This is a genomic window from Streptosporangium sp. NPDC049376 (genome assembly GCF_044466505.1).
Classification (GTDB): Bacteria; Actinomycetota; Actinomycetes; order Streptosporangiales; family Streptosporangiaceae; genus Streptosporangium.
Map to the genome: position 1 here is coordinate 1 of NZ_JBITMT010000006.1, position 23,852 is coordinate 23,852.

The following is a 23,852-nucleotide window of genomic DNA, read 5'->3' on the forward strand; positions in this document are numbered from 1 at the left end:
TGCGATACATCCGCCCACCTGACCCGCCATACGGACAGGCCACGAACCGCTCAGCCGTCAGACCAGGCCTGCCGGCATACCCACGGGCCAGGCCCTCGCCCGCGAGGTAGAGCTCGCCGGCCACTCCGGCCGGGACCGGTTGCAGCGCCTCGTCCAGGACGTAGGCCCGCATGTTGTCCATCGGCCCGCCGATGGGCACCGAGGCAGGGACGGAACCGGCCGAGCGCATCGGGTGGCAGGTGGCGAAGGTCGTGGTCTCGGTCGGGCCGTACCCGTCGACCACCGTCAGCCCAGGGCACCTCTCCAGCACCCGCCGAACCGAGGCCGCAGAGACCACGTCCCCCCCGGTCCACACCTGCCGAACCGCCGCGAAACACTCCGGCGCCTCCTGCGCCACCAGGTTGAACAGCCCCGCCGTCAACCACAGCGCGTCCACCCCACCACCGGACAACAACCGGGCGAAATCAGCCGTGGCGAGCTGCCCCGGCGGCGCCACGACCACCTGACCGCCCGACAGCAACGGCACCCACAGCTCGTAGGTCGAGGCGTCGAAGGCCAGCGGGGAGTGGACCAGCACCCGGCGGTGCTCCTCTCCACCGAACCGGCCGTCGGCGGCCAGCGCCACCACGTTCCCGTGGGTGACGGCCACGCCCTTCGGCACCCCCGTGGACCCCGAGGTGAACATCAGGTAGGCCCGGTTGTCCGGCAGGACGCGGACGGCGGGACGTTCCCCGGCCTGCTCCGCCGCGTGCACCCGGATGGTCCGCAGCCGGTCAGAGCCGGTCAGCGGGTGTCCCTGGTGCGCCTCGTCCACCAGCAGCAGCCCGGCGCCGCTGTCGGCCAGCACGCGGCTGAGCCGTTCCAGCGGGTGGCGGTCGTCGAGCGGCACGTACAGGCCGCCGCCCTTGAGGATCGCGAGCAGCGCGGCCACCTGGTCGGCGGAGCGGTCCATCAGCAGCGCGACCGGCGTCTCCAGGCCCATGCCCGCCGCGGCCAGCCGGTCGGCCAGCCGTTCCGCCCGCAGGTCGAGGTCCCGGTAGGTCAGCTCCTCATCGCCGCAGCGCAGAGCCACCGCGTCCGGGACGCGCGCCACCTGTTCGGCGAACAGCTCAGGGAGGCTCCGCTCGGGGACCGGCCCCGCGGTGTCGTTCCATCCGCCGAGGATCTCGGCCCGCTCCCCGGGCGTCAGGACTCCGGCCTGGCCGACCGGTGCCCCGGGGTCGTCCAGCAGGTGGCCGAGCAGTCGTTCGAACCGGCCGAGCAGGGTCGTGGCCGCCTCGCCGGTGATGACGGAGGGCTGGTGGTCGAGATGCAGGCCGAGCCGTTCGCCGGGGGTGACCGCGAGCAGCAGTGGATAGTGGGCGCTGTCGGCGTCTTCGACGAGTGCGACGTCCAGGACGCCTTCGACGCCGAGAGGCGCGTTGTCCGGGTAGTTGCCGTAGACGACGACGGTGTCGAACAGGCCGCCGAGCCCGGCGCACCGCTGGATCTCGGCCAGCCCCAGATGCTGGTGGTCCAGGAGTTCGGCCTGTTCGGCCTGTACCCGGGTGAGCAGCGCCGCCCAGCTCTCCGCGGGGCGGACCCCGATCCGGACGGGGACGGTGTCGATCAGCAGGCCGACCATCCGCTCCACGCCGGGGATCTCGTGCGGGCGGCCGGAGACCGTCATGCCGAAGGCGACGTCGCCCCGGCCGGTCAGCCTGGTCAGCAGCACCCCCCAGACCGCCTGGATCACGGTGTTGACGGTCACGCCGTGCCGCCGGGCGAGCCGTACGAGCCGGTCGGTGGTCTCGGCGGGCAGCTCCCTGCGCAGCCGCAGGGGCGGTTCCGGCGCCCTCTGGCCGGGCGCGACCAGCGTGGGCTCCTCGAATCCGGTCAGCGCCGCGGTCCACGCCCGCCTGGCGGCCTCCCGGTCCTGCCGGCCGACCCAGGCCAGATAGTCCCGGTACGGCACGCGGCGCGGCAGCGCGGAGTCGTCGCCGGAACTCGCGTACAGGGCCCACAGCTCCTCGGCGAAGATCGGCATGGACCAGCCGTCGAGCAGGATGTGGTGGATGGAGGCGACGAGCCGGTGGCGTTCCGGTGCGGCGCGCAGCAGCAGCCAGCGCACCAGCGGTGGGCGGGACAGGTCGAAGCGGCGGGCGCGTTCCTCCTCGACGATCCTCGCGGCGTGTTCCTCGAAGTCGTCCACGCCGGACAGGTCGATCTCGGTGAAGGGCGCCCGCGCGCCGTCCACGACGACCTGGAGCGTCGAGCCGTCCTCGCCCCGGTGGAAGGCGGCGCGCAGGTTGGGGTGGCGTTCCAGCAGCGCCGTGGCGGCGGCGCGCAGCCTGGGCACCTCAAGCTCCCCGGTCAGGTCGAAGCTGCACGCGGCGGTGTAGACGTCGGCGGCCCCCAGGTCGTACTGGGAGTGGAAGGCCATGCCGCTCTGCGTCGCGGACGCGGGCCACACGTCGCCGATCTCGGCGGGCCGGTGCGCGGCCACCAGGGCGTCCAGTCCGGCCTGGTCGATCTCGACGAGGGGGAAGTCGGAGGGGGTGTAGGTGTTCACGGTGTTTCGCCGTACGTGGGCGGCGATACCGCGCAGCGCGGTGAACCAGGCCTCGGCGAGTTCGGCGGTCTCCCGCTCGGTGAGCAGTTCGCCCGCCCAGGTCCACTCGGCCAGCAGCGCCGGGCCCTTCGGGGTGTCGAGGGTGAGGGCGTCGAGGCCGAGGGCGTGCGGCAGCGACATGCCGGGTTCGCCGCCCTCGCCCACCAGGTCGGCTCCGGCCAGCCAGTCCTCGCCGGTGACGTCGTCCATCGGGAAGCGGCCCAGGTAGTTGAACTCGATCCTCGGTTCGGGGTGTTCGCCCAGGACGGCCCCGGTCGCGGGGTTGAGGTATCTGAGCAGGCCGTAGCCGATGCCGTGGTCGGGGATGGCGCGCAGTTGTTCCTTGACCTGTTTGAGCGCGGCGCCGACTCCCGCGCCTCCGGCGGTCACCTCCGGCCAGGGAACCGTGCCCGGGTCGAGCCGTACCGGGAAGACTGAGGTGAACCAGCCGACCGTCCTGGACAGGTCGACCCCGTCGACGATCTCCTCCCGGCCGTGTCCCTCGACGGCCACGAGCACGGGCGTCCCAGAACCGGGAGTGCGGCGTGCGCGCCAGTGCCCGAGAGCGAGGGAGAAGGCGGTCAGCAGCACGTCGTTGACCTGCGCGTGGAAGGCGGCGGGGGCCTGGGTGAGCAGTGGTTCGGTGATCTCGGGCGGCAGCGCGAGGCGGAGTGAGCCGACGGTGGCGTAGGTGTCGCGGGCCGGGTCGAAGGCACGTCCGCCGAGCGGTGTCTCCGGTGTCCTCAGGGTCTCGGCCCAGAACGGCAGTTCGGCCACGCGGGCGGGGGACAGGGCCGCCTCGCCGAGCCGCCGCGCCCAGTGGCGGAAGGAGGTCGGCACCGGTTCGAGCGGCGTTCCCGGTTCGCGCAGCGCCGCCAGCAGGTCCGCCTGGAGGGTCCGCCAGGACACCCCGTCGACGACCACGTGGTGGACGACGAGCAGCAGGCGCGCGCCGTACCTGACCGCCTGGAGCATCACCCCGGCCTCGGGCCGCAGCCGGGCCGGTGCCGTGCGCGCCGCCGCCGCGAAGTCCGCCTCGCCGGTCACGAACTCGACCACGTCCCCGGCGCGCACGGCGCCCTCGGGCCGGGTCCAGAGCCGCCACGGCCGTACGGCGGGCGCCGAGGTCCGCATCCGCAGCACGTCGTGCCGGTCCAGTACGGCCTGCAGCGCGGCGGTCAGCCGTTCGTCGGTCGTCTCCGCGGGGATCGACAGGCTCATCGACTGGTGGTAGCCGTCCAGCGGGCCCCGCTGCGCGGCCAGCCAGGCGATGACGGGGGTCTGCGGGACCTCGCCGAGATTGGCGCCCGCCTCCTCCGTCACGGCGGGTCGTTCCTCGACCGTCCCGGCGATCCTGGCCAGGGCCGCCACGCTGCCCGCGGTGAAGACGTCACGCGGGCTGATCCGCAGCCCGGCCCTGCGTGCCTCGGAGACCAGCTGGATCGCGGTGATCGAGTCGCCGCCGAGTTCGAAGAAGGACTCCTCGACCCCCACGTCGGCCAGGCCGAGGACCTTCCGGTAGAGCTCGTGGAGGGTCCGCTCCAGCTCGTCGGCCGGGGCGGGAGTCCCCACGTCGGCCTGGCCGAAGACCGGGGCGGGCAGGGCCTTCCTGTCGACCTTTCCCGCCGCGTTGAGCGGGAACGTCTCAAGCACGACGACGGCGGCGGGCACCATGTAGTGCGGCAGCCTGCCCGCGCAGTGCTCACGCAGTTCGGCCGGGTCGGCCTGGCCGGTGACGTAGCCGACGAGGAGCCTGCGGCCGGGCTCGTCCTGCCTGGCCAGCACCACGGCCTGCCGTACGGCGGGGTGCCCGGCCAGGACCGCCTCGACCTCGCCCGGTTCGATGCGGAAGCCGCGGATCTTCACCTGGTCGTCGGCTCGGCCGACAAAGTCGAGCTGCCCGTCGGGGCGCAGCCGTACCCTGTCGCCGGTGCGGTACATCCGCTCGCCCGGCTCGCCGAAGGGGCAGGCCACGAAGCGTTCCGCGGTCAGGCCCGGCCTGCCCACGTAGCCCCGGGCCAGTCCGGGTCCCGCGACGTACAGCTCGCCCTCGGCGGCCGGGCGCAGGGCGTCGTCCAGGACGTGGACGTGGGTGTCGCGGCAGGGCAGGCCGATCGGTGGTTCCTCGTCACCGTTCAGGGGGCCGCTCATGGTGGCGGTGACCGTGGTCTCGGTGGGGCCGTAGCCGTTGAAGACGGCGTGCCCGGCGCTCCAGCGGGAGACCAGTTCGCGGGGGACCGCCTCTCCTCCGACGACGATGGCGCGCAGGGTCGGCAGCGGCACGTCGGGCAGGGTGGCCAGCATCGCCGGCGACAGGTCGGCGTGGGTGATCCCGTACTCGTCGATCAGGCCGGCGAGCTCCTCGCCGACCATCTGGCTCTGTTCGCGCGGCAGCACGAGGGTGGCGCCGTTGGCGAGGGTGTTGACGATGTCCGAGACGGAGACGTCGAAGCTGAGGGAGGCGCCCTGCAGTACGCGGCTGGTGCCGTCGATGCCGGTCAGGCCCGTGTGGGTGGCGACCAGGGCGGCGAGCCCCGCGTGGGTCACGGCCACGCCCTTGGGGGTGCCGGTCGAGCCGGAGGTGTAGATGACGTAGGCGGTGTTGGCCGGGGAGAGGGTCCGCAGCGGGCCCTCCCCGGTCCCGGTGTCGGTGAGGGAGTCGGCCAGGAGGAGGGGGACGCCGCAGTCGGGCAGGCCCGGAGCCGTCTCCGTCGAGGTGAGGACCAGCTTCGCCCCGGAGTCGGCGACCATGCGCGTGATCCGGTCCGCGGGCAGGGAGGGGTCGACCGGCAGCCAGGCCGCCCCTGACTTGGCGATCGCGTAGACGGCCGTGATCGCCATGACGGACCTCGGCAGCGCCAGGGCGACGACGTCCTCCGTGCCGACTCCCCGCCCGGCCAGCAGCCGGGCCAGCCGACCGGCCCGAAGGTCCAGCTCGGCGTAGGTGAGCCGGGTCTTCCCGGCCACCAGGGCGACGGCGTCCGGTGTCCTGGCCACCTGTGCCCCGATCAGTTCCGGCAGCGTCGCCGGGGGCACCCCACCAACCGCGGACATGCGGTTCCCTCCTTCGGCTTTCCCGTACGCGTCGTCGTCAGCTGTTGTCTTCCATGGCGGCGATCAGGCTCTTCGGCCGCATGTCGGTCCACGACCGCTCGATGTGGTCGAGGCACTCCTGACGGGCGGCCTCCCCGAACACCACCTCCCATCCGGCCGGGACCGGGCTGAAGGTCGGCCAGAGCGAGTGCTGGCCCTCGTCGTTGACGAGCACGAGGTAACGGGCGTCCGGGTCCTCGAAGGGGTTGGCCATGACGGTGTTTCCTTTCTCAGCGGTTCTGGGTCTTTCACCCGAGGACGAACAGGAGGTTGGAGCGGGAGGGCCGGCCGGCCGGCGGGGTCTCCAGGCGGGCGAAGAGGTCGCGGGCCAGCTCGGGAAGGTGTTCCGCGAGGTAGAAGTGGCCGCCGGGGAAGGCCCGTGTGGAGAAGGCACGGGCGGTCGCCCTGGACCACGCGGCGACCGTTTCCGCCCCGACGCCCGGGTCGTCCGTGCCGTGGTAGACGTGGACGGGACAGTCCAGCGCGGTCGTGGCCGGTTCGGTGTAACGGTCCAGCAGGCGGTAGTCGGCCCGGATCGCCGGCATGATCAGTTCACGTAGTTCCAGGTTGTCGAAGACGCTCATGTCGGTCCCGCCGAGCCGTCCGACCCGTTCGATCAGGGCCTCGTCGTCGGCGTCCCCGAGCCCGAGCCTGGGCGCCAGCCAGGGCGCCGCACAGCTGGAGGCGAAGAGCGTTCTGAGTGTGATGCCGTACCGCGCCGACAGTCGTACGGCCACCTCGTAGGCGACCAGCGATCCCAGGCTGTGGCCGAAGAAGGCCAGGGGCGCGTCGTCGAACCGCGCGCAGGCGTGGGCGATGGAGTCGGCCAGTTCACGCATGTCCTCGGCGAACGGGTCGCAGAGTCGTTCCTCCCGTCCGGGGTAGCGGACCGCGAGGAGTTCGACGCCTTCCGGCACCGCCGATTTCCAGGTGCGGAAATACCCGGCGGAGCCGCCGGAGTGCGGGAAGCAGACCAGCCGGAGGTTCGGTCTGGGGCAAGGATTTATCGCGTGGAACTGACGCTCCGAGGTCGCGACCGGGTTCGTCGGCGGCATGTCGCGTCCTTTCGTCGCTGGACGGTGGCTTTTCATGAGGGTTCTCGGGAGAGGCGGGGAAACCCGTGACGGGCGTCCGCGAGAGGGTTTTTCCGCGCACACGGCAGCAGAATGTTCGTCTGAGGAAAGGGGTTCACCGGCGCCCGCTGTCAATGGGCGACTTCGATGACCTGCAATAACGGCCGGCCGGAGTAAGAAGGGGCGGTGATCCGCCGTCATAAAGTCCGTGCCGAGGCGGGGGAGTCAAACAAATGGCGAGCCGGGTTCCGGGGCCGGGTCCCACGGCCGGGCTCCATGTGCGTGGCCCGAACAGGCCACACGGGCCGCCGCTGGACTACCGCCGGGTCACTGCCAGCCGGTTCCGCTCTGGGCGACCACGGCGGCGGAGACGCCGGGTGCGGCGGTGTCCACGGCTCCGGCGGCGAAAGCGGCCAGGACGGCGAGGGCGGAGACGGCCAGGAGGGTGACGACGCGGGAGGGGAGGGTGCGCAGGCTGTCGAACATGACGAGAGTCCTTATCGGATCAGAGCCGTGTGGCTCCGGCTGGGCGGTCGGCGCCTCGTCAGGCCGCCTTCCAGGTTGCTCATCCCGGGGTGTGAGACTTATCTTCATCACCGTTTCCCCTGCTCGGAAGGGGATCGAGCTGGCCTGTCTATGCCGTGGCCGGAACCGTTCACCGGTTCATCCGGAGAACTCTCCGGGGGTTTCCCGCTCGACGAGCAGTTCGTAGAAGGGCCCGACGAGGGGCACCTGCGCCGTGACCTGCTCCCACTCCCGCAGTTCGTCGTGGGCGGCCAGGGCGCGGCGCACCACGGCGGCGGCCCGCTCCTCCGCCTGCTCAAGCCCGTCGGCGCCGAGGACGACCCCGAGCACCGGGTACGGCCTGGCGTGCGGGTGCACGGCGACGTGCTCGATGCGCTCGTCGGGGACGGCCGTGGCCAGGACCCGGCCCGCCACGTCCGCCGGCAGGCCGCTTCCGGCCGACGACCTGACCTGCACGTGCACGAGGTACATCGGCGCTCGCTTTCTCGTGGCGAATTGCGATTGCCACTGACCGACAGTGGGGAGGTATGTCATAAAAAATTAAAGTTTTTGGCGAAATGAACCTTGCTATCCCGGTTGGGGCTCTGCGACGATTCCGGTCAACGGCGATGTTCGATCCAAAAGGAAATGCAGGTGCTCACTTCCCTGGGGTTGACTAAGGTCGCTGAGTCTGTCTATCGTGCGATGCTGACCCGGCCGAACGAGGGCGTCAGCGAACTCGCCGAACGGCTCTCCTGCGAAGCGGGCGACATAAGGTCCGCACTGGACGAGCTGAGCGAACTCGCTCTGATCCGCCCCTCGCAGCAGCAGAACGGACATCTGCACGCGGTCTCGCCCGACATCGGAATGCAGATTCTGCTCAGCAGGCAGCAGGCCGGTCTGATCGCGCAGCAACAGCGCCTTGAGGAGTCCCGCGCCGCCGCCGCCCGGCTCATCGCCGACCACGCCAGCCTCAGATCCGAGACCGGGGGCGCCGGGGTCGAGCAGATCGTCGGCATCGACAACATCCGCGACCGGATCGCGGTGCTCTGCCGTGCGGTGAGCAGGGAGATCATGACCTTCGCGCCGGACGGCGCCCAGACACCGGAGAACCTGGAGAGCGCCCGCCCGCAGGACGCGGCGGTGCTGGAGCGGGGAGTACGGCTGCGCGTCGTCTACCTCGACAGCCTGCGCAACAACCAGCCGACCGTCGACTACGCCAACTGGATCGTCCAGCGCGGCGCCGAGGTGCGGACCGTGGCGACGCTCCCCAACCGGATGATCATCCTGGACCGTGACACCGTCGTCATCGCCGTCTCCAGCGACAACACCGCCGCCGGGGCGGTCGTCCTGACCGGTGAGGGCACCGTGACCGCCCTGTGCGCGCTGTTCGAGAGCGTCTGGGCCAACGCCAGGCCGCTGTCCAGCGCCGTCCCGATCAACGCGCACGGCCTGTCGCCGCAGGAGCAGAGCGCGCTGGCCCTGCTGGCCGAGGGTCACACCGACGAGGCCATCGCCAAACGGCTGGGCGTCTCGCCCAGGACCTCCCGGCGGCTGGCCGCCACGCTCATCGAAAGGCTCGGAGCCCGCAGCCGGTTCGAGGCCGGCGTGCGGGCGGTGCGCCAGGGCTGGCTTGAGCATTAGGCCCCCGAGTCCTGTGGTTGCGGCCACCGGGCGGTGCGGATGACACGCTTGCTCAGGGCGTAGACCCCGGCGGCCAGGAAGACGCCGCTGACGGTGAGCACCGCGGGAACGGGCCCGGCGTACTGCAGCAGGAGCCCGGCGACGAACGGGCCGAGGGCCGCGCCGACCGTGAGCATGGTGATGGTCGCGGTGATGGTCCGACCGCGCAGGGCGTCCTCGACCTGGCGGAAGATCAGAATGTCGACCAGCACCATGGTCGCGGGCAGTGGCAGGACCGCCAGCGCCAGCACCACGCCGTACCACCAGAAGCCGAGCGGCACGGCCAGTGCCGCGGTGAGGGCGCTGCCCCAGGCGTAGAGCCCGATCAGCAGCGCGCCGGGGCTCAGCCTGCTGTGCAGAACTCCGATCAGACCGGCTCCGGCCAGCCCGCCGATCGACACGATCGTGAAGGCGAACCCGACCTCCGCCTCCGAGCCGCCGTTGGTCTTGATCAGGACGACCACCAGCAGGTCGAGCGCGGAGCCGCCGAGGTTGAGCACGCTCAGCGCGATGATCGAGGCGCGCAGCACCGGGACGCGCAGCAGTAGCGCGAGCCCGTCCAGCATGCCTCCGCCGGACCGCGCGCGCCGCTCCCTGCTGGCCTCCCTGTCCCGGGGTACGGCCAGCGCGCAGAGCGCGGACAGGAGGTACCCGGCAGCGATGCCGATGACGGGCAGGGTGCGGGATGCGGCGTAGAGCATGCCGCCGAGCGCCGGACCGATGATCGAGGCGCTGTGCGACCTGACCTCCTCCTGCGTCAGCGCGCTGGTCAGCTGGGCGGGCGGGACGACGCTTCGGGTGGCCAGCATGCGGGCCCCGCTGGACAGCGGCTGCGTGGCTCCGGTGACCGCCGCGACGGCGAGGAGGTGAACGACGCCGAACGTGTCGTAGGCCAGGGCGAGCAGGAGCGTGGCGAACGCCAGCGCCCGCACGAGTTCGGAGACGATGAGCAGGGTCCTGCGGTCGTAGCGGTCGAGCATCGCCCCGGCGGGGACGCCCGCCGCGAAGGCGGCCACCCCGGTGACCAGGCCGTACAGTCCGGCGACCATCGCCGACCGGGTCACCGCGAGCACCAGCACGGGGATGGCGACCAGGGCCATGTTCACCGACATCGCCGCGCCCGCGCCGCCGACCCACAGGGCCTGGAAGCGCCGGTTCCTGCGTAACGGCAGGTCAGCCGAGTCTGTCTGCGCCTGGGGCGTTTCTGTCACCGTCATCGTCTTCACTCTCGTTCTCGACGCCGTGATCATTCACATCATCACACTCATTCATGCTAACGTGAATGTTGACGGATGCGCTACTGTAACGCAACCAGTGAAGCTGACCGGCGATGGAGCCCGAGATGATGGAAGCCAGCCTGTCCGAGAGCGCGGTCGTCGACGTCCGCAGGATCACCGACCTGGAGACCCTCCGCATGGTCGCGGACCCCCTGCGCCTGTCGATCCTGGCCGCCTTCCCCAGTGGAGAGCAGGCCGACCCCCTCACGGTCAAGGAGCTGGCCGAACGGCTCGGCGAGAACCAGACGAAGCTGTACCGGCACATCAAACAGCTCGAAGAGGCCAACCTGATCTACGTGGCGCAGACCAGGGTGGTCTCCGGGATCATCGAGAAGCGCTACCGGCCGACGTATCGCAGGCTCACCATCGAGAACGACGTGTTCAACCTGGCCCAGGACTCGGAGGACTTCAGCGACACCACGCTGGCACTCCTCGAATCGGCCCGTGACCGGCTGCGCGCCGACCTGCGCGCGGGCCGGGTCCCGCTCGACCCGCCCGCCTACGGCCCCGACCTCAGCCTCCAGATCAGCAGCGTCCGGGTGAACATGACGCCGGAGCGGTACGTGCGGGTGCGCACCGCGATCACCGAACTGATCGAGAGGGAGGCCTACAGCGACGAGAGCCCCGGCGCCCTTCCCGTCGTCATGAACGCCCTCCTCTACCCGACCCTGGAGGAGCCCCCTCAGCCGAGCTGAACGCGCGCAGGGAAACCGCCATGAGCAGGGCGACCAGCCCGCCGCAGATCATCACGGTGGAGACCGAGAATGCGTCGACGACACGGCCACCGAGGAAGGCGCCGAGGGCGAAGGTCGCCTGGAAGGAGGAGGTGAAGACGACCGTGGCGGCCTCGGGCGTGTGAGGGCTCGCGGCGATGAACGACGCCTGCGAGCAGACGGGCACACCTCCGTACGCCAGGCCCCAGAGCACGAGCGACGCCACGGCCCCGACGGCTGTTCCTCCGACCGAGGGCAGCGCCAGGGTGGTGGCCGCGATCAGGCAACCGCAGACCGCGAAGGTGGCTCGCGGGTGTGCGGCGACGGCCCTGCCCGCCAGGAAGTTGCCTGCGACTCCCGCGACGCCGTACGCCAGCAGGACGGCGCCGACGGCCGCGGGAGCCAGGCCGGTGACGTCCTGGAGGAAGGGCGTGACGTAGGTGTAGGTGCCGAAGTGGGCCAGGACGACGAGGAAGGTCGCCGACAGGGCGACGGCGGTACCCCGGGCGCGCAGCAGGTCGAGCAGGACACGGGGGCTGGTGGCCTGCTGGGCGGGCAGTGGCGGTAGCAGCGTCAGCAGGGCGGCCAGAACCAGGACGGCCAGCGCGGCCAGGACCAGGAAGGCGGTCCGCCAACCGGCGAGGTCGCCGATGAGGGTACCGGCCGGTACTCCGAGCACGGAGCCCAGCGGTACGGAGGAGAAGATCACAGCGGTGGCGGTGCCGACGGCGGGCGGGGGCACCAGGCGACCGGCCAGCCCCGCTCCGATCGACCAGAAGCCGCCGATGGTGAGACCGACGAGCGCCCTGGAGATCAGCATGACCCAGTAGGAGGTCGCCACCGCGGCCAGCACGTCGGCCATGGCGAGCACCGCCATGAGGACGCACAGCATCACGCGGCGGTCCAGGCGCGCGGTGGTCAGTGTGACGGTGGGCGCGGCGACCGCGGCGACGACTCCGGGCAGTGTCATGGTCAGCCCTGTGGTGCCGTCGGAGACGCCGAAGTCGGCGCCGATGACGGGCAGCAGGCCGATGGGCAGGATCTCGCTGGTGACGATGGTGAAGATGCCCAGCATGAGTGAGACGACCGCGAGCCAGCCGATGAGGGGCGAGCGGGGCCGGGCGAGCGTGATGGTGGACATGGTTCCCGTTCGGACAGGTGCGTGTGGCGTACGGGCACTCAGCCAAGCAGTGACGAAGCAGCGGGTACCGGCATGTTTCAGACCTGACCGATTCCTTTTCGCGGTGGCCGGGGTCTCCATGAGAGAGCGGCCGAGCACCGGGCCGATCTCTCATGTACGCGCTGACCCGCCGGGTGCGGGCCGTGTCAATACCTCTCAGGTCAGATCTCGTCCGGACCTGACGGAGACGCGGCCCGCGGGCCTCGGCCGGAATCGTTGACGTCATGCGACTCCAACGAATGCAGATCTCGGCGCTGATCGTCCTCGCGCTGACCGCCGCGCTCGCCCTCGTGCCGCTGCCGGCGCTTCCCTACACCGCGGGCTTCGCTCCCCACTGGGTGACCGTATCGGCCGCCGTGCTGAGCGCGGTGTTCGTGGTGCGACCGCACGCCGCGGGGTTGCTGCCCGCCGTCCTGCTGCTGTGGTCGGCGGGCGGCATCGTGCTTGACGCGTTCCGCGCGTTCTTCGCCGTCACGGGCATCCCGGCGGGGGAGTTCGCGCGGGTCGACTGGCCCGGGATGGCGCTGCGCGGGCTCAGCCTGGCGGGATGCGCGCTGCTGGGGGCGCTGGTCCTGCGTCACATCCGGGTGCCCGGCGGGTCGTGGCTCGGGTACAGCGCCTTCGCGGTCGGGTTCGTCTATCCGACGGCCAAGCTGTACTGGTCGTTCGGCGGCACGCTGCTGCGTCCCACGGGGTACGACGAGGGACTGCCGTACGGCGAGCTGATCATGCTGGTCGTCGGGGCGGCCGGTTCCCTGGCGCTGGTCCAGCGGTGGGGGCGGTGGCTGCCGAGGCGGCTGGTGCTGGCGGGCGGTTGGACGGGCGCCGCTATGTTGACCACCATGGGAACCATGTCCGTTTTCGGCACGCTGTCGCAGCTGCTCGGCCTCACCCGGGGGCCCGTACCGCTGGCCGATCCCTCGGCCGTGGTGACGGTCGGGCTGGTGTACGGGAGCTGGCTGCTGTTCGGGCTGGCGGTCGGCGGGGCCACGCTGGCCTACCAGCGGGCGACGGTGTGATGACGCCACGGCGCGCGGACATGGTGTCGGCCTTCGTCGCCGGGGTGCCGTTGTTCTCGCTGTCGGTGGTGGTCGCGGTGCTCTCGGTGCCGGGAGCGCGCGCGGGCCTGCTCGTGGCGGCATGCCTGGTGGCGCACGTGGCCGTCGCGTACCGCCGGACATACTGGGCGTTTCTCGTGGTCGCCGCCGCCTTCGCCGTCCAGGTCGCCGTGACCGGGCTGTTCCTCGTGCTGCCGTCGGCGTTGGTCTTCCCGTTCATGGTCTACTCCTGCGCCGCGTACGACCGGCGCCGCCCTCCGCTGGCCCTGGGCCTGGCGGGGGCCGGGGTGGCGGCGGCCAGGTTCGCGACCGACTCCAGCGTGGCCGCCGCGGCCCTGGGACCGAACCCGTGGTTACTGTTCGGGCTGCTGGCCGCGGTGGTGGTCTCGGCGTGGGGGTTCGGTCTGTACCGGCGGACCCAGCTCGCCTACGTCGACCTGTTGCGGGAGCGGGCCCGTGACGCCGCCGCGCGGGCGACCGCGGCGGAACGGGCCAGGATCACCAGGGAGATGCACGACGTGGTCGCGCACGCGCTGGCGGTCATCGTCGCCCAGGCCAGGGGCGGCCGGTTCGCGCCCGCGCGCGCGGCGGAGATCCTGGCCACGATCGAGGACACCGGGCGCACGGCGCTCACGGACATGCGGGCCGCCGTCGGCGTGCTGCGCGCCGTACCCGGCGGAGCGCGGCCGTCACCGGGGCTGGCCGACCTGCCGGAACTGCTGGAGCGCACCAGGGGGGCGGGGCTTCCCGTGACCGAGATCGTGCGGGGCCCGGTCCGCCCTCTCGGACCGGGCATGGAACTCGTCGTCTACCGGACGGTTCAGGAGGCGCTGACCAACACGCTCAAGCACGCGGGCCCCGGTGCCCGCGGCACGGTCATGCTGGAGTGGGCACAGGACGACCTGCGCCTCACCGTCAGCGACGACGGCAGGCCCCCGGCGGGGGCGACAGGGACGGGGAACGGGTTGACGGGAATGCGGGAGCGGGTGGGCGCCGTGGGCGGAACCCTGGAGATCCGGAAGGGGGAGGCGGGCGGGTTCGTCGTCGAGGCGCGCCTGCCGTATCGGGCATGACGATTCGGGTCTACGTCGTCGACGACCAGGATCTGGTGCGTACCGGTACGGCGATGGTGATCGACGCGCAGGAGGACATGCGCGTGGTGGGGCAGGCCCGCGACGGGGCGGAGGCCCTGGCGGGGCTGCGCGCGGTGACGGCGGACGTGGTGCTCATGGACGTGCGGATGCCGCGCATGGACGGGGTCGAGGCGATCAGGCGGCTGCCGATGACGGACGAAGGGCCGAGGGTGATCGTCCTGACCACCTTCGACCTGGACGAATACGCCTTCGCGGCGCTGCGGGCCGGAGCGTCGGGGTTCCTGCTCAAGGACGCCCCCGCCGACGAGTTGCTGTCCGCGGTGCGGACCGTCCACCGTGGGGACGCGGTGATCGCGCCGTCCACGACGCGGCGTCTGCTCGACCACGTCGCGCGGCGCCTGCCGGACGTCACGCCGGACCCGCTGACGGAACGCGAACGCGAGGTGTTGCGGCACATCGCCTGGGGCGAGACGAACGCCGAGATAGCGGGATCGCTGTTCCTCGCCGAGGGCACCGTCAAGACCCACGTCGGCCGCATCCTGGGCAAGCTCGGGCTGCGCGACCGGGTCCAGGCCGTCATCTGGGCGTACGAACACGGCCTGAACAACCGTTCCTGAGCCCGCGTTCCCGCGCGGGACGACCCGGCGGGCGGGGGAGCCTCGCGGGGCCGTCGAGCACCGTTTCCGGTGGTCACGCGGTTCTCAGGCGGCGCTCCGCCGTGACGCCCTGGAACGATCCATATGCGAGCTCCTCGGGAACCGGCCTACCATCCCGGGGCCGGGGCGCCGCCGCGAAACCACGGCAACGGACGCGGCGGCCCCCATTGCCCATCCGGAGTTCAGAGGAGCAACGTGACGATTTTAGTGACGGGGGCGACCGGCAACATCGGCCGCCATGTGGTGCGGGGGCTGGTGGGCGCGGGCCAGCGGGTACGCGCCATGGTCCGCGACCCGCGGGCGGCCAGGACGCGTCTTCCCGAGGGGGTCGAACTGGTCCACGGGGACTTCGCCCGGCCGGACACCTGGCCGCGGGCGCTGAAGGCGGTCGAACGGGTCTATCTGTTCCCGTACGCCTACCAGGAGCCGAGGCCCGCCGGGTCCGGATTCACGGAGGAGGCCGTGGCGGCGGGGGTGCGCAGGTTCGTGGTGCACTCGGCCGCCGCGGCCGGGTTCGCCCCGTCCGACGATCCGAGTGCGCTGGGCCGTCACCTGGAGGAGGAACGCCGGGCCCATCGCGGTCTTGAGACGGCGGTCGAGGCCACCGGCAGGGAGTGGACCCACGTCCGCCCGGGTCTGCTCGCCGCGCGCGCCCTCGGCTGGGCGGGTTCGATCCGCGCCGAGCGGACGGTGCGCGAGCCGTACCCCGCCTCGGGGTATCCGCTGGTCCACGAGGCGGACGTGGCCGAGGTCGCGGTGGCCGCGCTGCTGACCGACGAGCATCTCGGCGCGGCGTACACCGTCACGGGCCCGGCCAAGGTCACCCAGACCGAGCAGGTATCGGCGATCGGCGCCGCCATCGGCGCGCGGGTGCGCTTCGAGGAGCTGACCCCGTCACAGGCCCGCGTCCGGTGGCTCGCGGAGGGCTGCCCACCGGAGATGGCCGACTGGCTGGTCGAGCTGCTGGCCGCCGCCGTCGAGGGCACCGGTGCGCTGGCGCCGACGGGCACGTACGAGGAGATAACCGGCCGTCCACCGCGCACCTTCGCCAGGTGGGCCCGGGACCACGCGGCGGACTTCACGGGGGAGGCGGCATGACGATCCTGGTGACCGGGGCGACCGGTGAGGTGGGCCGGTGCGTCGTCACGGAGCTGCTGAGGTCCGGCCACGCCGTACGGGCCCTGACCCGGCGTTCCGCCGCCGGCCTGCCCGGCGGGGTCGAGGTGTTCGAAGGGGACCTGGAGCGTCCCGAGTCGCTGCGGGAGGCGCTGACCGGCGTGGAACGGCTCTATCTGTTTCCCGTGCCACAGGCGATCTCCGAGGTCGTCGCGCTGGCGGCCGAGTCCGGGGTGCGGCGGATCGTGAACCTGTCGGGTGCCCTGGCCGACGACGCGATGTTCGCGGACGGCTACCAGGTGGTCGAGCGCGCCGTCGAGGAGTCCGGTCTGGAGTGGACGCACATCCGGCCGGGGGAGTTCTCGCGCAACTGGCTGGACTGGGCGCCGTCGATCCGCGCGGAGCGGGTCGTGCGCCGTCCGTACGGCGGGGCGGTGACCCAGCCGATCCACGAGGCGGACGTGGCCGCCGTCGCCGCGGCGGTCCTCCTCGGGGAGGGTCACGCGGGCCGTACCTACACCTTCGCCGGACCGCGGTCGCTCACCGTCGCCGAGCAGGCCGAGGCGATCGGGCGGGCTCTCGGCGAACGGGTGCGCTTCGAGGAGCAGGACCCGGTGACGGCGCGGGAGCAGTGGGTTCGGCACGGCTATCCGGCCACCGTGGTGGACTGGCTGTTCGGGATATGGGCCGAGTCGGCACATGATCCCGCCCCGCTCAACGAGGAGTGGGCGACGCTCGTCCCGCGTCTCACGGGCCGCCCGGCCCGGACCTTCGACGAGTGGGCCGCCGATCACGTGACGGCCTTCAGATAGTCACCGTCCGGGGAGGGGGCCGCCCCCCTCCCCGGGTTCGGCATGGACCGCGGGGCTTACGAAAAGGGCACCCGAAGTGGGGAGCGAAGGTTACATCAACCCAGCTGTAACGCTAGATAGTCACCCGACTACCGTCGGTAACATAACGGGTGGTTGTCTCTCCTATCTCAGAAAGGACACCACCCCCATGCGTTTCTCCAGCCACCTGCTCACCATCACCTTCGCCGCCGTCTCAGTCGCCGGCGCCCTGGCCGTCGCGGCCCCCGCCCAGGCCGACGCCACCCCGACCTACACCTGCGACCAGGTCCTGCCCGGTGCGGTCGTGCTGGGGCACGGCAACTGCGTCGCCTCCAACGGAGCGGCCACCGAGGGTGAGTTCCAGGGCGAGTCGCTGGTGGTCGCCCGCCAGGCGCCGGTGAGGTTCCACTGCCGGGCCGGTGGCCGCGCGCAGCTGCCCGACGGCGTCGTCGCGGCCGGTTGCCGACCGGCTTAGAACGTTCCAGGCGTCGTTCGTCCCGCGCGGCCAGGCGCACCCCCTCGCCCGCGCGGGACGGCCTCGCCGGACCGCACGGCCCCCGTTCCGGCTCCGGTCGGCGGGGGCCGCGTTCGTTCACGGCACCCCACCGCGGAGCGCGCGGAAGCCGCGCGGCGACAACACGGCGACACGGCTACGGGACGGCCGCCTCAAGCTCCCGCTGGTCGAATTCGGAGCGGGCGTCGGAGATCTCCTGCTGGTGGTCCTCCGTCCAGATCACCAGCGTTTTGATCACCTCGTGGAGAGAGATGCCGAGCGGGGTCAGCTCGTACTCGACCCGAGGCGGCACCACGGGATAGACGGTCCGCTTGACCAGCCCGTCCCTCTCCAGGTTCCGCAACGTGACGGTGAGCATGCGCTGACTCACGCCGTCAACGGTGCGGCGCAACTCGGAAAAGCGCATCGTCTGGCGGTCAAGAAGAGCGATCACCAGCAGCGACCACTTGTCGGCGACACGGTCGAGGATGTTCCGTACGTCGCAGTCCGCCCGGACGTCCCACTGTCTTGCCTGGTCGGCATCGGTTCCCGTGCAGTAACTCAGTGCCTTTGAAGTGCCGTCTTCCATAGTTCCCCCACGGTGACGCAAGATTCCTTCGTTACTAAAGAGAACCACGGGAGAAGTCACTGTGTCTACCATCGTGAGATCCCCCCGGACCTGGGGGATGTTGTTCGTTCTTTGCGGAGCGATCTTCCTGGAGGGCATCAACGTCGCCATGCTCAACGTGGCGCTGCCGGCGATCCGGGCCGAACTCGGCCTGTCCACCGGCGAACTCCAGTGGGTCATCAGCGCCTACGTCCTGGGCTACGGCGGGTTCATGCTGGTCGGCGGCCGTGCGGCCGACCTGTTCGGCCGCCGCCGGATGTTCCTGGCCTGGCTCGGGGTCTTCCTGGTCGTCTCGGCCCTGGGAGGCGTCGCCGACAGCGGCGGGGTGCTGATCGCGGCCCGGTTCGTGGCCGGCGTCGCGGCCGCCGTCATGACCCCCGCCGGGCTGTCGATCATCACGACCAGCTTCGAGGAGGGTCCCCAGCGCAACCAGGCGCTGCTCGTCTACTCCGGTACGGCGGCGGGTGGCTTCTCGCTCGGGCTGGTGCTCGGCGGCCTGCTGGCCGAGGTGAACTGGCGGCTGGTGCTGTTCGTGCCCGCCGTGCTCGCCCTGGTCATCCTCGTGCTGGCCGTACGGCTGATTCCCACGACCCCGGCGGAGCAGGCCACGGACCGGCGGGTGGACGTGCCGGGCGCGGTCACCATCACCGGCGCGATCATGCTGCTGGTGCTGGGCATCGAGCGGGCCGCCCACGTGAGCGCCGGTCTGACCGCCGCCATCCTCCTGGCCGGGCTCGCCCTCCTGGTGCTGTTCGTCCTGATCGAACGGAAGTCCCCGGCTCCGCTCCTGCGGCTCGGCATCCTGCGCTCCGGATCGCTGGTCCGGGCCAACCTTGCGGGCCTGCTGTTCGCCGCCGCCTTCTTCGGTTTCCAGTTCATCGCCGTGCTCTACCTGCAGGAACTGCGCGGCTGGAGCTCGATGCAGACCAGCCTGGCCATGCTCGCCATCGGCGCGGACGCCATCCTCGCCCCGACCCTCACCCCTCGGCTGGTCACCCGGTTCGGCAACGCCAAGGTCATCCTGGGCGGGCTGCTGCTGGCCGTCCTGTCCTACGTGTTGTTCCTGCCGATCGGGACGGACACCGTCTACCTGGCGATGTTCCCCACCATGCTCATCCTCGGCCTGTCCTTCGCCCTGGCCTACGGGCCGCTGACCATCGTCGCCACCGAGGGTGTCGACGAGAGCGAGCAGGGGCTGGCCGGCGGCCTGCTGTACACGTCCTTCCAGTTCGGCGCGGCCCTCGGGCTCGCCGCCAGCACCGCCGTCATCGTCGCCGCCGGCGAAGGTGATCCGCTCGGCGCCTACCGCGCCGCCCTGTCCGTCCCCATCGTCGCCGCCGTCCTCGCCGCCGCCTTCAGCGCGTACGGCCTGCGGAAGGAGTCCCTCCGATGACCACGTCCTTCGCCGAGATCGAGAGCGAGTTCAACGCCTACATCGGTGCCATCCGGTACGCCACGATGGTCACCGTCGACTCCGGGAACCGCCCCCGCACGCGCATTCTCATTCCCGTCTGGGAGAACGTGGACGGCAAGTCGCGCGGGTGGCTGGCCACCTACAAGACCCCGGTCAAGGCGGCCCACCTGGCGGGCAACCCGCACACCTCCTTCTCCTACTGGAAGCCCGGCAACAGCTCGGTCGCCATCGAGGCCACGGCCACCTGGGACGACGACCTGGAGACCAAGCGCCACGTCTGGGACCTCTACCGGGCGACCAGCCCGCGCGGGGCCGGATACGACCTCGGGGCCTTCTGGAAGTCACCCGCCGACCCCAGGCTGCACGTTCTGCGCCTCGAACCCTGGCGCATCCAGGTGATCCGCGGCACGGATCTGCGCAGCCGCATCTGGACGCCTCCGGTATGACGCGGGCTACAGGGGTGGGGCCTTCGCCGACGTCGGCGAAGGCCCCACCCCTGAACGCCGTGGTGCGGGGCCGGCCGTCACGGCAGGAGGGACCGTACGGATTCGGGTGTGCGGCCGACCACCGCCGTTCCGTCGTCCGCGGTGATGATGGGCCGCTGGATCAGGATCGGGTGAGCGGCCAGCGCCGCGATCCACCGGGGGCGGTGGCTTTCGTCGCGTGGCCACGTGGTGAGGCCCAGTTCGGCCGCCGCGGGTTCGGCGAGACGGGCGATGTCCCAGGGCTGCATGCCGAGACGCCGCAGCACGTCTTCGATCTCCTGGGCGGTGGGCGGCTCCTCCAGGTAGCGCCGCACGGTGTAGGCGGCACCCGCCTCGTCGAGCAGTGAAAGAGCGGAGGCGCATTTGCTGCACGCGGGGTTGATCCAGATTTCCACGATGTGATCCTTCCAGCTGCGGGCGTGCCGGTCATCCGGGCAGGCGGTCAGGGCGGGGAACCGGCGACGCGAGCGGGCCTCGGCGCGCGGGGCGCCGAGGAGGGCGAGGTCTCCGTCAGCCGCCGCCGACGCCCAGGGCGGAGAGCAGGACGAGGAGCACGGTCACGACGGCGAACAACCCGTGCGCGCCGACCACCCCGATCGCGATCAGCCACATCGCTCCCTGGGACAGGAAGCGCGGATCCGCCACGAACCGTGAGGCGATTCCGCACCCGGCATGCGTCGCCGACCGGCCTGCGCAAGGTCGGCCGGCAGCCCCATCCAGGTCAGCATTCCCGACCGCCGCCACGAGCTGCTGGCCGGTCTCCTCCTCCGGGCCGTCCTGGCCGAAGGCGAGAACGAGACCGCCGCGAACGCCGCCATACGCACCGCCAGGCAGCACGGCGACGAACTCGGCGGCCAGGACCGCGCGCGCCTGCGGCCTGGCAGGCTCGGCGCCGAACGCGGCCTGACCCTGTGCGAGCAGATGCTCAACCAGCACGGCTTCGAGCCCGCCCGCGAGGCCCCCGACCGGCTACGGCTGCGCAACTGCCCCTTCCACCCCCTCGCCGCCCAGGCCCCCGACCTCGTCTGCGGCATGAACCACGCCTTCCTCACCGGATACCTGCAAGGGCTGCAGGCCGGAGCCGTTCAGGCGGTTCTCGCTCCGCGCTCCGGCGAATGCTGTGTCCAGCTGCAGCACGCGCAGCCGCAGGACCCGCCCAAGGCCGGCTGACACCCGGGCGTGCGCGAGGTCAGTTCCGGGCCGGGGCGCGCCGCCGTACCAGGGGGAGGTAGACCTCGTCGACGATCTCGACGAGGACGTCGTCGGGAGCGGTGGGAACCCCGCGCACGACGAACTCGTTGCGCAGCAGGACCATGGCCACGGTGGCGACCCGTGGAGTGAGCGCCTCGGGGGCCACCTCGCCGCGCGCGAGCGCGCGTTCCAGGACGGTCAGCCACGGGGCCGCGGCGTCGTCACCGGACCGGTCCTGCAACTGTTCCAGGAGTTCCGAGGTCCCTCCGGCCGCGGCGAACAGCTCGCGCAGGATCGCGCCCTGCGGGGAGCTCCAGTAGCGGTTGGCCTGGCGGAGCAGTGCCAGGACGTCGCCCCGCAGGTCGCCGGTGTCGTCGGGGGAGATCGTCGTGGTCAGCCGCCGGTAGGCGGCGACGCCGAGCGCGAGGCGGTTCGGCCAGCGACGGTAGATGGCGTTCTTGTTGGTCCCGGCTCGCGCGGCGACCCTGTCCATGGTCAGCCCGGCGTATCCGGCCTCGGCCAGTTCGTCGGCCGCGGCGCTCAGGATCGCCTCCTCCAGGGCGGCTCCACGCCTCCTGGTACGTCCCGCCGGACTGCCTGCCGCGTCCTCTGTCATGGCTCTTCCCGTAGTCGATACCGGCCGTGCCCTCCCATCCTTGTTGCCGTCCCTCTCTCGCACAAATAGGGTACTTGGAGTACCTTAAAACTCCCTCCAGAGAAAGGCACAGCACGTGCGCGCCAAGGGCATCAGCTATGACACCGGCTTCGTCGTCAACGGAACGATCGGTCACCGGCGGTTCGCCGCGGAGAACGTCAGGCGTGACATGCGCGCCATCCGCGACGACCTGAACTGCACCGCGGTCCGCGTCATGGGCGGCAACCCCGAACGGATCGAACTCGCCGCGGAGTGCGCCGCCGACCTCGGCCTCGAAGTCTGGTTCTCCCCGTACCCGCTCGAACTGACCGCCGGCGAGATGTTGTCGCTGTTCGCCGACTGCGCCGAACGCGCGGAGCGGCTCCGGCTGAGGGGAGCCGAGGTCGTGTTCGTCACCGGCGCCGAACTCTGCCTGATGAACAAGGGATTCCTGCCCGGTGACAGCATCGACGAGCGAGTCGGGCTGCTGAGCAGGCCGGACCAGGTGCGCGAGCAGATCGGCACGGTCGGCGCACGGGTCAACGACTTCCTCGCCGAAGCGGTGGCGCTCGTCCGCGAACGCTTCGGCGGAAAGGTGACCTACGCCTCCGTGCCGCTCGAACGCGTCAACTGGGAGCCCTTCGACATCATGTCCGTGGACCTCTACCGGTCGGCTGAGATCGCCGACCGGTTCGCCGCCGGCGTCCACGGACTCGTCGCGCAGGGCAAGCCGGTCGCGATCACCGAGTTCGGCGCGGCGAGCTACCGGGGGGCGGGGGACAGGGGAGCCCTCGGCCTGGAGGTCGTCGAGTACGACCCGGCCACCCGCGCGCCTGTCCGGCTGAACGGCGAGTACGAACGTGACGAGGCCGGACAGGCCGCGTACGTGCGTGAACTGCTTGAGGTCTTCGACGCCGGAGGCGTCGACAGCGCCTTCGTGTTCACCTTCGCGCTCTACGACCACCCGTACCGCCCCGGCGGCGACCCCCGCGACGACCTGGACCTGGCCAGCTACGGCGTCGTCAAGGTCCACGAGGACCCGGAGAGGCCGTGGGAACCCAAGGCCGCCTTCCACTCCATCGCCGCCTACTACCGCTCCTCGCCGGAACCCGCGGCCCGGTGACCACCACCTCTACGGGGAGAGCACGAGCCTGCCGTTGACGTCTCCCGTCTCCAGCCTGCGGTGTGCCTGGGCGGCCTGCGACAGTGGGAGCCGCCCGGCGACACGGGGACGCCACCGGGTCTCGCGCAGCAGGAAGGCGACGCCGCCTGCCGCGTCGGCGAGATCGGCGACGGAGGCGTTGCTGATCGCGAACCCCACGACGGAGGCGTCCCGGGTGTAGAGGGAGCCGAGCGGCAGCGCCGGGGTGGCGTGCAGCCCGGCCATCACCACCAGCCGCCCGCCACGGGCGAGAAGACCGACCCCGGCGGCCAGGTCCCCGCGCCCCGAGGTGTCCACCCACACACGGTAGCCGCCGGGCGCGGCCGTACGCAGGCCGTCGGTCAGGTCCGGGTCGCGGTAGTCGAGGACCTCGGCGGCGCCCAGCGCGCGGACGGAGGCGAAGTCCTCCGGACGCGCGGTGGCGACCACGCGCGCCCCCGCCGCCACGGCCAGGGCGACCGCGGCGGACCCGACGTTGCCCGCCCCGCCGCCGACGTGGACGTTCTCCCCGGCCCGCAGCCGCCCGTGCCGGAACAGGGCCAGCCACGCGGTCGCCGCCGGGTGGGCGGCCGCGACCAGGTCGGCCTCGTCGACGCCCGGCGGAACCGGGTACAGCCGGTCGGCGGCGACCACGGCGTACTCGGCGAAGGAGCCCTGCCTGCCGGCGTGCCCCAGGCTGTTGCACCACACCGGCAGCCCCGGGGAGAAGCCGGTCGCGCCGGGTCCCACGGCGGCCACCTCGCCGACCAGGTCCCGGCCGATCACGAACGGCGACGGCATGGGCGTGGGGTAGGCGCCCGAGCGCACGAAGACGTCCACCGGGTCGGCGGCGACCATGCGCACCCGCACCAGGACGTCGGTGGGGCCGATGTCCGTGACGTGGGCGGCGTACATGTGCGCGGGCAGGGACATCGGTGCGCTCCGTCGTGTTCGTGGTCCTCGGGTGCCGTAAACGCTCCCGAGCGGCACGGCCGTACA

24 protein-coding genes are annotated in these 23,852 nt (G+C 71.7%); 12 read left to right on the top strand and 12 right to left on the bottom strand.

The window, feature by feature from the left end; translation table 11 throughout:
- The 5 genes from ACIBVQ_RS18035 to ACIBVQ_RS18055 form a co-directional block, all read right to left on the bottom strand.
- On the bottom strand, positions 1-5,644 hold a 5,644-nt coding region (locus ACIBVQ_RS18035), incomplete at its 3' end, for an amino acid adenylation domain-containing protein (RefSeq protein ID WP_399178610.1).
- Positions 5,645-5,681: 37 nt separating this feature from the next.
- Positions 5,682-5,897 carry an MbtH family protein gene (locus ACIBVQ_RS18040; RefSeq protein WP_352012432.1) on the bottom strand — a complete coding sequence of 72 codons (216 nt, stop codon included), beginning with the start codon at positions 5,895-5,897 and terminating at the stop codon, positions 5,682-5,684.
- Between the two features lie 34 nt (positions 5,898-5,931).
- Positions 5,932-6,738: an alpha/beta fold hydrolase gene (locus ACIBVQ_RS18045; RefSeq protein ID WP_362784786.1), complete on the bottom strand. Its 807-nt coding sequence runs from the start codon at positions 6,736-6,738 to the stop codon at positions 5,932-5,934.
- Positions 6,739-7,083: 345 nt separating this feature from the next.
- Positions 7,084-7,242, bottom strand: coding sequence for a hypothetical protein (locus ACIBVQ_RS18050; RefSeq protein ID WP_352012434.1), 159 nt, complete (start codon positions 7,240-7,242; stop codon positions 7,084-7,086).
- 177 nt (positions 7,243-7,419) lie between these two features.
- Positions 7,420-7,752, bottom strand: a complete 333-nt coding sequence (locus ACIBVQ_RS18055; protein ID WP_352012435.1) for a hypothetical protein — start codon at positions 7,750-7,752, stop codon at positions 7,420-7,422.
- Between the two features lie 213 nt (positions 7,753-7,965).
- Between ACIBVQ_RS18055 and ACIBVQ_RS18060 the strand changes: the two genes are divergently transcribed.
- Positions 7,966-8,904, top strand: coding sequence for a LuxR C-terminal-related transcriptional regulator (locus tag ACIBVQ_RS18060; protein WP_352012436.1), 939 nt, complete (start codon positions 7,966-7,968; stop codon positions 8,902-8,904).
- On the opposite strand, the gene ACIBVQ_RS18065 is transcribed toward ACIBVQ_RS18060, so the two are convergent.
- Positions 8,901-10,160 carry an MFS transporter gene (locus ACIBVQ_RS18065; RefSeq protein ID WP_386189442.1) on the bottom strand — a complete coding sequence of 420 codons (1,260 nt, stop codon included), beginning with the start codon at positions 10,158-10,160 and terminating at the stop codon, positions 8,901-8,903. The two genes, ACIBVQ_RS18060 and ACIBVQ_RS18065, sit on opposite strands and share 4 nt — an antisense overlap.
- A 125-nt stretch (positions 10,161-10,285) precedes the next feature.
- On the opposite strand from ACIBVQ_RS18065, the gene ACIBVQ_RS18070 reads away from it, so the two are divergent.
- The gene (locus tag ACIBVQ_RS18070) at positions 10,286-10,915 is read left to right on the top strand and encodes a helix-turn-helix domain-containing protein (RefSeq protein ID WP_362913254.1); all 630 of its coding nucleotides are present in this window, start codon (positions 10,286-10,288) and stop codon (positions 10,913-10,915) included.
- Here the strand turns inward: ACIBVQ_RS18070 and ACIBVQ_RS18075 are convergent.
- Positions 10,863-12,074, bottom strand: coding sequence for an MFS transporter (locus ACIBVQ_RS18075; RefSeq protein ID WP_399178614.1), 1,212 nt, complete (start codon positions 12,072-12,074; stop codon positions 10,863-10,865). The two genes, ACIBVQ_RS18070 and ACIBVQ_RS18075, sit on opposite strands and share 53 nt — an antisense overlap.
- Before the next feature lie 263 nt (positions 12,075-12,337).
- Here ACIBVQ_RS18075 and ACIBVQ_RS18080 point away from each other — a divergent pair, with 263 nt between their 5' ends.
- The 6 genes from ACIBVQ_RS18080 to ACIBVQ_RS18105 all read left to right on the top strand — a co-directional run bounded on the left by ACIBVQ_RS18080 (position 12,338) and on the right by ACIBVQ_RS18105 (position 17,342).
- Entirely contained in the window at positions 12,338-13,132 is a 795-nt protein-coding gene (locus ACIBVQ_RS18080; protein ID WP_362913258.1) for a hypothetical protein, read from the top strand.
- Positions 13,132-14,244 (top strand): sensor histidine kinase, encoded by a 1,113-nt coding sequence (locus ACIBVQ_RS18085; protein WP_386189437.1) that lies wholly within the window; start codon positions 13,132-13,134, stop codon positions 14,242-14,244. Before ACIBVQ_RS18080 ends, ACIBVQ_RS18085 begins: the two co-directional genes overlap by 1 nt.
- The gene (locus ACIBVQ_RS18090; RefSeq protein ID WP_352012442.1) at positions 14,241-14,882 is read left to right on the top strand and encodes a response regulator transcription factor; all 642 of its coding nucleotides are present in this window, start codon (positions 14,241-14,243) and stop codon (positions 14,880-14,882) included. Before ACIBVQ_RS18085 ends, ACIBVQ_RS18090 begins: the two co-directional genes overlap by 4 nt.
- A 234-nt stretch (positions 14,883-15,116) precedes the next feature.
- A complete protein-coding gene (locus tag ACIBVQ_RS18095) occupies positions 15,117-16,019 on the top strand; it encodes an NAD(P)H-binding protein (RefSeq protein ID WP_399178616.1) in 903 nt (300 codons plus the stop codon).
- On the top strand, positions 16,016-16,849 hold the full coding sequence (locus ACIBVQ_RS18100; protein ID WP_399178618.1) for an NAD(P)H-binding protein: 834 nt from the start codon (positions 16,016-16,018) through the stop codon (positions 16,847-16,849). Before ACIBVQ_RS18095 ends, ACIBVQ_RS18100 begins: the two co-directional genes overlap by 4 nt.
- Before the next feature lie 187 nt (positions 16,850-17,036).
- Positions 17,037-17,342 (top strand): hypothetical protein, encoded by a 306-nt coding sequence (locus tag ACIBVQ_RS18105; protein WP_386189430.1) that lies wholly within the window; start codon positions 17,037-17,039, stop codon positions 17,340-17,342.
- Between the two features lie 175 nt (positions 17,343-17,517).
- On the opposite strand, the gene ACIBVQ_RS18110 is transcribed toward ACIBVQ_RS18105, so the two are convergent.
- Positions 17,518-17,949: a helix-turn-helix domain-containing protein gene (locus ACIBVQ_RS18110; RefSeq protein WP_352012446.1), complete on the bottom strand. Its 432-nt coding sequence runs from the start codon at positions 17,947-17,949 to the stop codon at positions 17,518-17,520.
- 97 nt (positions 17,950-18,046) lie between these two features.
- Here ACIBVQ_RS18110 and ACIBVQ_RS18115 point away from each other — a divergent pair, with 97 nt between their 5' ends.
- Together ACIBVQ_RS18115 and ACIBVQ_RS18120 are read left to right on the top strand one after the other, a co-directional pair.
- Positions 18,047-19,381, top strand: coding sequence for an MFS transporter (locus tag ACIBVQ_RS18115; protein WP_352012447.1), 1,335 nt, complete (start codon positions 18,047-18,049; stop codon positions 19,379-19,381).
- Entirely contained in the window at positions 19,378-19,848 is a 471-nt protein-coding gene (locus ACIBVQ_RS18120; protein WP_399178621.1) for a pyridoxamine 5'-phosphate oxidase family protein, read from the top strand. The genes ACIBVQ_RS18115 and ACIBVQ_RS18120 overlap by 4 nt, the downstream gene beginning before the upstream one ends.
- 77 nt (positions 19,849-19,925) lie before the next feature.
- Here the strand turns inward: ACIBVQ_RS18120 and ACIBVQ_RS18125 are convergent, their stop codons facing one another.
- On the bottom strand, positions 19,926-20,282 hold the full coding sequence (locus tag ACIBVQ_RS18125) for an arsenate reductase family protein (RefSeq protein WP_352012449.1): 357 nt from the start codon (positions 20,280-20,282) through the stop codon (positions 19,926-19,928).
- Between the two features lie 115 nt (positions 20,283-20,397).
- A complete protein-coding gene (locus ACIBVQ_RS18130; protein WP_386189427.1) occupies positions 20,398-20,532 on the bottom strand; it encodes a hypothetical protein in 135 nt (44 codons plus the stop codon).
- Between the two features lie 27 nt (positions 20,533-20,559).
- On the opposite strand from ACIBVQ_RS18130, the gene ACIBVQ_RS18135 reads away from it, so the two are divergent.
- Complete coding sequence (locus ACIBVQ_RS18135; protein ID WP_386189425.1) at positions 20,560-21,057, top strand: hypothetical protein; 498 nt, start codon at positions 20,560-20,562, stop codon at positions 21,055-21,057.
- A gap of 19 nt (positions 21,058-21,076) precedes the next feature.
- Here ACIBVQ_RS18135 and ACIBVQ_RS18140 read toward each other — a convergent pair whose 3' ends face one another.
- Positions 21,077-21,694, bottom strand: coding sequence for a TetR/AcrR family transcriptional regulator (locus ACIBVQ_RS18140; protein WP_352012453.1), 618 nt, complete (start codon positions 21,692-21,694; stop codon positions 21,077-21,079).
- A gap of 115 nt (positions 21,695-21,809) precedes the next feature.
- Here ACIBVQ_RS18140 and ACIBVQ_RS18145 point away from each other — a divergent pair, with 115 nt between their 5' ends.
- Positions 21,810-22,835 (top strand): hypothetical protein, encoded by a 1,026-nt coding sequence (locus ACIBVQ_RS18145; protein WP_399178624.1) that lies wholly within the window; start codon positions 21,810-21,812, stop codon positions 22,833-22,835.
- 9 nt (positions 22,836-22,844) lie between these two features.
- Here ACIBVQ_RS18145 and ACIBVQ_RS18150 read toward each other — a convergent pair whose 3' ends face one another.
- On the bottom strand, positions 22,845-23,786 hold the full coding sequence (locus ACIBVQ_RS18150; protein WP_399178626.1) for an NADPH:quinone reductase: 942 nt from the start codon (positions 23,784-23,786) through the stop codon (positions 22,845-22,847).
- Between the last annotated feature and the right edge of the window lie 66 nt (positions 23,787-23,852).